This window comes from Neoalteromonas facilis (genome assembly GCF_002807665.1).
Taxonomy (GTDB): Bacteria; Pseudomonadota; Gammaproteobacteria; order Enterobacterales; family Alteromonadaceae; genus Alteromonas_E; species Alteromonas_E facilis.
In genome coordinates, this window is record NZ_PEAY01000004.1 from 672821 (window position 1) to 681855 (window position 9035).

The window sequence follows — 9035 nt, forward strand, 5'->3', positions numbered from 1 at the left end:
CATAATTGCGCGTGGAGATAATAATAATGACAGATAAGCCTTTTTTGGTGAGTGGGCGAAATACTCTCATTCATAAAATTAGAAAGCTCGATCTACTGATATTGAACGGTGAAGACTTTCCACCAGTGTTGGTAACTCATAGAGGTATCAAACTCTATGAAGGCAAGGTGCCAGACAATAAGCGCGAAGCCAAAATGATGGATATGGAATTGGTTGATGTAACCGTAGGTGAAGTCTTTGGTGACGAGAAAACGTTGATATTCGTACAAACCTTAAATGGTAAAGAGTACAAAATCGATTATTCAAAAGTAGGCACGCCACTTTTCATTAAGATCCACTTAGATAGCGCTCTGTAATCGGGTGAAACTCAAGGTTTATGGCGGCGAGTACACGTCGCTTTGACATTCTGGGGCTGTAGCGAGACGTTGCGCAGCCTCATTGAATTCTTTAATACCTCTACAATTTTTCTGCTGGCTTTGTCCTTCTACCCTTCCATTGTTAAACCTCAAAGTTTCCGTGCATAGTTACAAAATGTGTCGCTCAGACGCCTAAAATAGCCGAATCATGGATGATTTACCGCCGCTTTTGGTCAGTTAATCGCAATGTCGCAAATAAGGGGCTTTAAGCGCAAATATGCAGCTGAGTTGATTTTCCTCGTCTAGTGTTCGTCCTGCACGTATCCCATTGTGCCAATAAGAGGAAAACAAAATGAGAATTAATTTACGAAAAGCTATTGCCGTTCCTGTTTTAATGATGACTTTTGGGTTGACGACTTTGTCAGTGTCAGCTGCACCAATGGACACCACGCTGGAAAAAGATTTAGTGCGCATATGTGAAGCACTAAAGAGTGACAGCAAACTGCAATTACATCGAGCGGTTAAACGTAGCCGCCTTAGTTTTAAACAAATAAATCAAGGTTTGGTATGCAACGGTGACTCTGCGCAAGATTTCGCACTTAGTCACGATGCGCAACAGACTGCAGACCTGCTTGCTCGCAAGTCAAAATTGAATACAGAAGTGTTAACCGCACGCCGTTTTGAATAGGAGATTGGATAAAATAGACACATTCTGTCGTAATTTCGACAATTTGTCCCTCAACCTAGTGGTCTAATCACAGTCGAGTGGAGAGTTTGATTAGGTCTACTATAGTTAATGTGTCGGCGTAGTGAACCGACCAATACATATAGCAGTAACTGTGTATTAATTCCTGGTAAGTTGGGCTGTATGGAAACATTCAGCCCTTTTTTTTAACAGCAGGCAAAGGGATTTATGTACTCATTTTTGATCCTAGATGATGAACCTTTGGCAAGGCAGGGACTTTCTCTCCACCTGAATAGTTGCACTGATGCCGTTAAGACCGTGTGTTGTGAAGATGCGGAAGAGGCTCTCGTGCTTGCAGAGCAGAACCATTTCCACGCTATTTTTTTGGATATCGATTTACCTGGTATTAGTGGTTTTGGATTCTTGGACGAGTTACAGCAACGACTCGAGAATATTCCACCTGTTGTATTTACAACCGGGCATGCTCAATTTGCGTTAAAGGCCTTTGAATACCCGGTACTGGATTATCTGGTAAAACCAATTTGCCAATCACAAATACAGCGCGCACTCGCAAAACTGAATACATTGCACGGCACACATCTTACCGAGCAGCCGGCACGATTTACCGCATCAATGACACAGCCCGCGCCGAGCAAAGTCAGTTTCCGTAATGGCGCTTCGTGGCTTCATCTTTTAGTCAACGATATTTTTTGGATTGAAGCGGCGGGTGATTACATGTGTATTCATGCGAAAGAGCAAGATCACATCATTCGCTCGACATTGCGTTCACTTGAACAACAATTGGGGCAGTGGCAGTTTGTTCGAATTAATCGTTCATCGTTGGTCAATATGCAGCACGTGGAAAGCTGTCGCCCTTGCAACAATGGTTGCTACCAGATTTTCTTGTCAGATAAGCGAACATTACGTGTCAGTAGAAAATACAAAATGTTAATGGATGAGGCGAGTCACGAGTTTTTGATGGTGAACTAAGGTCGCATTGTTTTCATTCCACGGACTCAGCTAGTATGTCATTACTATGCGTATTCCGTGGAACTTGGTATGTCCAAATTATTGCGCACCGCACTTTTTCAAATAGTTGGGCTGTTTGTCATTGTCGGTTGCTTTGAAGCTGGAAAGTGGCTTTCTTTTCATATCCCACTTAATCTACCCGCTCCCTTGTTGGGGCTTCTTCTACTGTTTATTGGGCTTGTTGTATTCAAGCGTGTCCCTGAGCCAGTGCAGGTTGCTGGATCTCCGTTATTAAATCATATGTCACTGTTTTTCGTTCCCGCGATCATGGGCGTATGGCACTTTAGAGAGATACTAATGACTGAATGGCCAAGCTTTGTTGCCAGCATCGTAGTGTCTACCATTTTAGCCTTTGCATTGGTCAGCAAATTAGCGGACAGATTTACGCGTCCTAAGGAATAATTGAGTCAATGTTAGTGCAAACTTTTCAGTGGGGCCTGATTACCCTAATCAGTTATGGCGTTGCATTGCTTTTATTCAGGCGATGTCATAAAAACCCTCTGGCCCACCCGATTATTACGACAGTAGTGCTGGTGGCAATAGTATTGGCTTTACTGAAGGTCAATGTGGAGACTTATCAATCCGCCGTCGCCTTTTTGCATTGGTTGTTAGGCCCGGCAACAGTGGCATTGGCAATTCCCTTGTTCCGTCAAGTTCAGGTAATTCGTAACTTCGGTTGGCGGGTTATTGTGCCCATTTTGTTAGGCGGAATTGTTGCGCCACTGCTGGCTTGGTTAAGCGTGCTCCTGTTCTCTGATTCGCTAAGTTTACAAATGACCATGTTGGCAAAATCTATCACAACACCGTTGGCGATGGACGTAGCCGGAGCAATTGGTGGTATACCCGGTATGGCTGCGGTTATTGTGATTACGACTGGAATTGTCGGTGCTATTGCCTCTTCATGGTTGTTTAGGGTAATGAAGGTGAATAATCCCATTGCGCAGGGGATTGCGCTGGGAACAGTGGCCCATGCAGTGGGGACATCGCGGGCACTGCAAATGAACGAAACAACAGCAGCATTAGCGTCGCTGTCGCTTTGTTTAAACGGTATTTTTACCGCACTGGTATTGCCCATCATGTTTGGATCGTAATTCAGAGGTTAAAGAAGTTAGTTAAATCGCCGCTACATAATGAATCTATTGGCAATTTGTTTGCTATCGACTAATACTTAACCCATCAACCACCGGCTTTAATTTGCGGTAAAGGGTGTAATCAAAGATGTACTCAGTATTAATTTGTGATGACTCACTAGTGGCTCGTAAGCAAGTCGCTAAATGCCTGCCGCAAGATTGGGAAGTCGCTGTTCATTTTGCCAAACACGGCCGTGAAGCCATCGAGGCGCTTGAATCTGGCAAAGGACAATTGTTGCTGTTGGATCTGAATATGCCGGTAATGGACGGCTACCAAACGCTCAAAGCGATTCAAGCAAAAGGGCTTAAAACCAAAGTCATTGTCATTTCGGGTGATATTCAACCTGAAGCTCATGAAAGAGTTAAAAACTTAGGTGCAGTGGATTTCATTAAAAAGCCTGTTAATGCGGCTGTATTACAGCAAGTGCTTCGCGGCAACCACATTCTAAAGTCGCAAGATGAAGTGGAAGAAACTCCTGAGTTAGATCCTGAAATTCGCGATTGTTACCAAGAAATCACTAATATTGCGATGGGGCAAGCGGGTGACCATCTCGCACGCATAATGAATGTGTTTGTTGAGTTGCCGATTCCGAATGTGAATCTGATTGAAGTATCTGAATTGCATATGATGCTGTCAGATATTGAAACGCATGAACAAGTCTCAGCGGTATGTCAGGGGTTTTTAGGTCCAGGGGTTAGCGGAGAAGCATTATGCATCTTAAGTGATTCATCGTTCGGTGACGTAGCGCGGATCTTAAATATTGATGGTGAGGTGGACGACCAATTGCAATTAGAGGTTTTAATGGACGCGGCCAGCATTCTGATTGGCGCCTGCCTATCTGGGCTTGCTAATCAAATGGATCTGGCTTTCAGCCAAGGGCATCCAGTGGTGCTTGGGCAACATCAAAGTGTAAGTGACATCATTCGCACAAACAAAATGAAGTGGAAGCGTACTTTGGCTATCGAACTGAGCTATGGTCTGGAAGGATACAATGTGCAATGTGATCTGGTGTTGTTATTTACTGAAGATTCGATGGCCACTATGAACGCCAAACTTGCACATCTACTAGAGGATTGACCATGACCGACGAGAATTTGAAGGAGTTACTCGAATTTCATTGGATGATGGATATGCTGCAGACGGTGGATGTGGGTATTGTCGTTTTGGACCGTGAATACTGCGTCAAAGTTTGGAATGGGTTTATGGAAAGCCACAGTGGACTGTTACCCAGTGAAGTGCGGAATAAGTCCATTTTTGACCTCTATCCCAAGATTAGCAAAGAGTGGTTCATGCAAAAATGTAAGCCGGTGTTTGAATTAAGAACGCGGGCATTTATGACATGGGAGCAACGACCATTTTTACTGCAATTCCCCAATTACCGCCCGATTACTGGTAGCGAAGACTTCATGTATCAGAACATTACGCTGGCGCCTTTGGTTTCGGCCACAGGGCAGGTTGAGAATATCAGTATGATGATCTACGACGTTACCGATATTGCTGCGGGCAAAAAGCAGTTGGAGTCTCTGCAAGTGAGTGTTTCTGAAGATTCCGAGCGTCGCCAAGGACTTCGTCAAAGTTAGACAATGTGGCAAGTGATTTGCTGTATAAATCCTAATTGTATTGTGTGATCAGGTTTCATGACGTCCATATTCCAGTGCTTAGCTTCGGTGCGCGTTTGCCGAATAAAATATGCAGTGCTTATCATTCTCTCATCATGCTTGCTGGCCTGCGGCGGTGGAAGCGAGGGTGAGCGTCCAACGCTATTTATTAACGCTGGTGTTGATAGAGAGGCGACTGAGCTTTCTGCGGTTTCATTAAGCGCTCAAGTACAATCCGACAGCGATAGCTTAGCTTATAGCTGGACCTCATCACCCAGTGTGTTGATCAATCATCCCGACCGTTCTGTCGCAGATGCTAGCTTTGTCGCCCCTGAAGTTACACAAACCACCGCATATACATTTACCGTGCAAGTCTCAGATGGCGCTGGAAATACAGCAACAGATCAAGTGGTCATCAATATTACACCGCTTAATGAAGCGCCTGTTGCTAATATTCAGGTTGAGCCTTGGCCTGGATTAGATGCGAATGTATACCCTGCTGGTGAGACTCTTGTGTTTGACGCCAGCGGAAGCAGTGATCCTGACAACAGTGCTAGTGATGCAATCATTGCCTATGAGTGGCAACAACTTGCCGGAGAAGATGTTTTAACCGACGTTGTAACCGATGCTGCATTGCTGACGATTGCGACGCCTATCAGTGCAGAGTCACAACAATTGCAGTTCAGGTTAACTGTTACCGATGTTGATCAAGCTGAAGCCAGCGCTGAAATCAGCATATTCATTCAAAGCCAATCAGATACATTGCCTTTGGTTGATGCGGGATTGTCACATGATGTATTCAGTGGAGAAATAATCCTCTTAAACGGCGTTGCATCCACTTCAGTACCCAGTGCAGAACCCTTGAGTGTTGTGTGGCAGGTGGATACTGGTGACGCGGTATTTATTGACCAATCATCCAGTAGTCAAACCTATGCAATTGCGCCATCGGTCGCTACGGCTAAAACTATAACGTTTAGTTTTAACGCAACAGATGCCTACGGAAATGTTGTAGCGGATACGATTGATGTAAACGTTGAGCAACAACCGCTCACCGCGCTAAACGATACCGGTGTTACTCAGCAAGCCACTACCGATACATTAGAAACACAATATGTACTCACGTATCCAGGGCAAGATGGTCAGCGAGGGCAAGATGTCATTGCGCAAAATGGTATGTTGGAAAAGGCAGGGCGTGGTCAGCACGGTTTTGATTTTACTCGTCTCAATCAAAATGGAGATGAAGTGGATGATGTCACGCAACCATGGCGCTGTGTTCGTGACAACATCACAGGATTGGTTTGGGAAATCAAAAGCGAGAATGCAGGCCTTCATTCCACTGACAATACGTATAGCTGGTACCAAGAAGATGCCAGTGGCGGTTTTGATGGTGAGCTAAATGGTGCTGATACGCAATGCACCTTGGCAGAATGCAATACCACCGCATACGCAGCTGCGGTGAATGCTGAAGGCTTATGCGGCTTCTTTGATTGGCGCTTACCGAATCATAATGAACTGCTGTCAATTGTGCATTTTGGAGCAGAGTCGGGCGCTGTTGTTGATACCGATTATTTTCCGGCAACGGGAGATGTCGCTAACGCACCAATATGGTATTGGACAGTTCAACCGAATGCTGATGGGGTTCAAGATGAAGAATCGCGCAGTGCATGGGCAATAGATTTCGCTAGTGGTGTTGATAATTTCCTCAATAAAGAAGCCGCAGCATATGTGCGGTTAGTGCGTGCAGGGAGGACACAAGATGACTGAAGCAATGCGAAAACTTATGTTGGGGATGGTTATGGCGCTTGGCGTTTTGAGTACGCATGTATTGGCGCAGGAATGTTTGCCCGATAGCCCTCAAACAACGCCAAGTGCCGAATTTTTAGAATTAACCCCTGAACAAATTATTCATTCTCGCACCGGGCTTGTATGGATGCGTTGCGCCCTCGGACAAACATGGGATGGAAACAGTTGTGAAGGCGATGCGTCACAGTTGACCTGGCAAGAGGCGCTGCAACTCGCTCATGGCTATCAGCTTGGAGATTCGCTAGGATGGCGACTTCCTAACCTGAAGGAATTATCGACCCTTGTGGAACGTCGATGTGTGCGCCCGTCGATCAATACACAATTCTTCCCTAATACACCACAAGATGACTTCTGGACATCCACCCCCTCAGTGCGTGATCCACACCGAGCCTGGGTGGTTGCATTCTTCAATAGCAGTAACTCACTGAAAGATAAAGATCGTTATGTATTTGTGCGTTTAGTACGCAGTGCATTGCCTTCTGAGTAAAGGGTGTGCAATATAGCAATATCAGTTGGTATTGATTGGCTTTAGGCATTTACACCATGATCAAAGATACATTGAGCAAACTGCTTTTCGCCTGCATTTTGTTGCTGCTGTTACAAGTCCCGATTTTAGCGGCGCATTATGTGCAGTATTTGTCAGGGTATATTGCTGCCAATCAATCACAAATTGAGAAGTGGGAAACACTGTCATCAGATCATGCAGTAGAAAACATTGAAGCATTGATCGAACGCCTTTTGAGTAATTCCGATGCCGTCGTTCGTCAAGATGCCGAAAATAAAAAAGATTTAATTCTCGAAACGAAAACCATGCGTGATGATATGGCATATTTGTCTTCGGCGAACTATCCGCAACAGTTAATTTTTATGTTGAGTCCTGATCGCGTAGGTCGACTTAAAGACGTTTTACAACAATTTAAGCCGGGAATACCACTGACCATCCAAGATATTATTTGGAGTACAGGCATTGCAGTGTTACTGAATGCACTGCTAATGTTCGTTTATCGTGGGATAAAGCATCTCATCGAGTAACAGTCTGTCTGAACTGTCAATTAGCGATAATTATGCATTTCTTATCTTAACCTCCTTGAAATTTTTGCCTCTCAAGCCAAACTAGCAGCATAGATGTGTGGTAATGACTTTATGAACAAAACGATTGTTTTATTAACATTGACGTTAGCGACGTTGTTTTTCTCGCCTGTCGTTGAGGCGGGAATGAAGTGTCGAATCGATTTTAATTACGGGGTAGTGGTTAACAATAGTCACATTCGCGTGTTGGAGGAGTCGCGTACGGTGTTGCAGATCAATAATCGTCAGCAACTGTTTATTGGCGGTGATTGGGTGACGCTGGATAACAATCAAGAGCAGCTCGTTTCACAATACGCTGAAGGCTTGCATTACGTTGTGCCGAAAATGATTATCCTGGCTACGGAAGGTGTAGATTTGGCAATTGATACGATTGACCAAGTGTATCAAGGCATTGTGGGTGTGGATCATGGCAGTTATAAGCGTTTGCACAGGGCTATGGAGCGTGCGAAAGACAAGATCCAAGGCAAGTTTCGTCATGCAAGCAACCATTACTTCATCGGCCCGGGATCATTGGAACAGGTTGATGACTTCGTCGATGAGCAAATCGAAGCGCAGCTGGGTGAGGCCATCAGCACGTCATTAGGCGGTATATTGTCTGCCATCAGCGGACTCAACAGCGGTGATGGACCCACAGAAGAGCGCATGCAAGCGTTGTCAGAGCGCTTGGAGCAGATGTCGGTAGAGCTTGGCGAAGATGTGGGCTCGCGTGCGGAAAACCTACGTGACAAAGCAAAGTGGTTTTGCAAAAAAATCGAGCAGTTGAATAAGGTTGAAGAGCGAATGCGAGAGACCATTCCCGAATTTGCTGCTTACGATATTATTATCGAAGCAAATTAAGCAATCTGGTTGCTCTGAAACAAATCTTCTATCAGATGATTATCGGCTAGAATCAACTCCCTGCTTTGAGTTGATTCCCATCATTCCCAAAGCCGAGCGGGCACCTATGCTTTAGACAACTTCCCACCCGTCATCCTCGAGAAATCGAGGCTCTCCTGAAGACAAAGAGCTGACATTTCACTGGGCAATTATCAAAGGCCGCTTTGCCGTTGTAGCGGCCTCTACTTAAACAATTTCCGACTTAAACTGTGTCTTTTACCTTTCCGTTAGCACAGACTTAGATTTCGGCTATAGGTTATCTAACATCGGCGCTTTATAAGTACTCAGAACGAAAAACGCACACCTATGTTAAACGTCGTGATTTTTCCATACTCATAGCCTGCATTTAGTGTGATGTTCGGAAGGAAATGCCAGCGTCCGTTCACACCTAACAGTACGTCAGATTCGAAGGGGTCTGAACCGCTGGATGCAATACCACCGACCGCTGTGTAACGTGCATGGCCCTGC

11 protein-coding genes and 1 pseudogene are annotated in these 9035 nt (G+C 45.1%); 11 read left to right on the forward strand and 1 reads right to left on the reverse strand.

From position 1 onward, the window contains the following. Positions 1-26: 26 nt before the first annotated feature. The 11 genes from CSH93_RS14495 to CSH93_RS14545 all read left to right on the forward strand — a co-directional run bounded on the left by CSH93_RS14495 (position 27) and on the right by CSH93_RS14545 (position 8528). A complete protein-coding gene (locus CSH93_RS14495) occupies positions 27-356 on the forward strand; it encodes a hypothetical protein (RefSeq protein WP_100643962.1) in 330 nt (109 codons plus the stop codon). Between the two features lie 352 nt (positions 357-708). Further along, positions 709-1044 (forward strand): DUF3718 domain-containing protein, encoded by a 336-nt coding sequence (locus CSH93_RS14500; protein WP_100643963.1) that lies wholly within the window; start codon positions 709-711, stop codon positions 1042-1044. A gap of 225 nt (positions 1045-1269) precedes the next feature. Then, positions 1270-2031, forward strand: a complete 762-nt coding sequence (locus tag CSH93_RS14505) for a LytR/AlgR family response regulator transcription factor (RefSeq protein ID WP_100643964.1) — start codon at positions 1270-1272, stop codon at positions 2029-2031. A 69-nt stretch (positions 2032-2100) separates the two neighbouring features. Next, positions 2101-2472 carry a CidA/LrgA family protein gene (locus CSH93_RS14510; protein WP_100643965.1) on the forward strand — a complete coding sequence of 124 codons (372 nt, stop codon included), beginning with the start codon at positions 2101-2103 and terminating at the stop codon, positions 2470-2472. Between the two features lie 8 nt (positions 2473-2480). Then, positions 2481-3161, forward strand: a complete 681-nt coding sequence (locus CSH93_RS14515; RefSeq protein ID WP_100643966.1) for an LrgB family protein — start codon at positions 2481-2483, stop codon at positions 3159-3161. Positions 3162-3288: 127 nt separating this feature from the next. Further along, a complete protein-coding gene (locus CSH93_RS14520; protein ID WP_100643967.1) occupies positions 3289-4278 on the forward strand; it encodes a response regulator in 990 nt (329 codons plus the stop codon). Positions 4279-4280: 2 nt separating this feature from the next. Next, positions 4281-4781, forward strand: a complete 501-nt coding sequence (locus tag CSH93_RS14525; RefSeq protein WP_100643968.1) for a PAS domain-containing protein — start codon at positions 4281-4283, stop codon at positions 4779-4781. Between the two features lie 57 nt (positions 4782-4838). Continuing rightward, positions 4839-6563, forward strand: coding sequence for an Lcl C-terminal domain-containing protein (locus tag CSH93_RS14530; protein ID WP_100643969.1), 1725 nt, complete (start codon positions 4839-4841; stop codon positions 6561-6563). Further along, complete coding sequence (locus CSH93_RS14535) at positions 6556-7089, forward strand: Lcl C-terminal domain-containing protein (RefSeq protein WP_420807261.1); 534 nt, start codon at positions 6556-6558, stop codon at positions 7087-7089. Before CSH93_RS14530 ends, CSH93_RS14535 begins: the two co-directional genes overlap by 8 nt. A gap of 56 nt (positions 7090-7145) precedes the next feature. After that, entirely contained in the window at positions 7146-7634 is a 489-nt protein-coding gene (locus CSH93_RS14540) for a DUF2937 family protein (RefSeq protein ID WP_100643970.1), read from the forward strand. Between the two features lie 111 nt (positions 7635-7745). Then, complete coding sequence (locus CSH93_RS14545) at positions 7746-8528, forward strand: DUF2884 family protein (protein ID WP_100644026.1); 783 nt, start codon at positions 7746-7748, stop codon at positions 8526-8528. A gap of 323 nt (positions 8529-8851) precedes the next feature. Here CSH93_RS14545 and CSH93_RS14550 read toward each other — a convergent pair. Then, positions 8852-9035 (reverse strand): annotated as a pseudogene (locus CSH93_RS14550) (hypothetical protein); the annotation flags it as partial.